This window comes from Bradyrhizobium sp. 190 (assembly GCF_023073415.1).
Classification (GTDB): domain Bacteria; phylum Pseudomonadota; class Alphaproteobacteria; order Rhizobiales; family Xanthobacteraceae; genus Bradyrhizobium.
Genome location: NZ_JADPJL010000075.1, coordinates 1 through 1,400, shown reverse-complemented (window position 1 = coordinate 1,400; position 1,400 = coordinate 1). Strand labels below are relative to the sequence as shown.

1 protein-coding gene is annotated in these 1,400 nt (G+C 65.9%); it reads left to right on the top strand.

What is annotated here, in order from left to right; genetic code table 11:
- On the top strand, nt 1-1,055 hold a 1,055-nt coding region (locus IVB22_RS37550; protein WP_374207839.1), incomplete at its 5' end, for an IS110 family transposase.
- Between the last annotated feature and the right edge of the window lie 345 nt (nt 1,056-1,400).

Sequence of the window (1,400 nt, the reverse complement as noted above, 5' to 3'; positions counted from 1 at the left end):
TGCACAGCCCGGACCGGGACCGGATCTCGCGTCGGACGCTTGAGGGCGGTGACGATGCCGGGTTGCTGGCATTGCTGGAGGGCGTCCGGACGCGGGCGGCGGGCAAGCTGGGGACGGCTCCCAAGGTCGTGACCTGTTACGAAGCCGGCTATGACGGCTTTTGGCTGCATCGGCTGCTGACGGCGGCCGGGATTACGAACCTGGTATTCGATCCCGCGAGCATTGCGGTGGAACAGCGGTCGCGGCGGGCCAAGACGGACCGCATCGACGGCGAACTTCTGCTGCGCACGTTGATGGCGCATCTGCGCGGCGAGCCGCGGGTGGTGCGGATCGTTCGCGTGCCGAGCGTGGAGCAGGAAGACGTCAGACGCGCCAGCCGCGAACGCGATCGACTGGTGAAGGAACAGACCGGGCATACCAACCGGATCAAGGCGCTGCTGCGGCTGATGGGAATGGCAGTCAGCAACCCGCGGCGATCAGATTGGCTGAGCTGGCTGGCGCAGCAACGGGATCGGCAAAGCCGTCCGGTGCCGCCGCATCTGATGTCCGAAGTTGCGCGCGAGCATGCGCGGTTGATGCTGGTGCGTGAACAACTTGCCGCGCTGGAACAGGCGCCTACTGCGGCAGTGGCTGCTGCACCGGCGCCGATGGCCGAGCGGCGCAATCTCTTGCTGCGGCTCAAGGGACTAGGCCCGGTCTTCGCCGCCACGCTCACCAACGAGGTGTTCTACAAGGACTTCCGCAATCGGCGCGAGGTCGCCAGCTATTGCGGACTGACACCCAGTCCATGGCGCAGCGGCGGCATCGATCGCGAACAGGGGATCAGCAAGGCAGGCAACCCCCGCGCCCGCCTCAAGGCGGTCGAACTTGCCTGGCTGTGGCAGCGGCATCAGCCGGACAGCGCGCTCAGCCGGTGGTTTGCCGCGCGCACTGCCAACGCGGGTAAACGGGCCAGGCGGATCGCCATCATCGCCCTGGCGCGCAAGCTGATCGTGGCGCTATGGCGCTATCTCACCACCGGTCTCGTTCCCGAGCAGGCCATGATGAAGGCATAAACGCAAGAACGACGCGCCGGCGCTGCGGCTCGACGCCGCGGGCAGTGCGGGATGGATGATGACCGTGCCACCCATGGGCCGAACAAACAGCCGTTTCGTAGATGGGTCTCATCCTCATGGCTTCCTCGCCGCAAGCATGCGGAATGTGGGTCTGGACCGACGGTCCAACCGGATATGAGGTGATGCAGTGAGCTGCAGCAATCTTCGGAAGCCAATCCCAGTACGCAGGCCGGTCGGCGCGCTGCGCTTCGCATGGCTTCGCGCGCCGCCCTCGCGCCCTGCCAAACCCAACCCAAGCCCGTCAAAGGACTTGACTCACAAATCCCCATATGAGGGTGGGCAAAG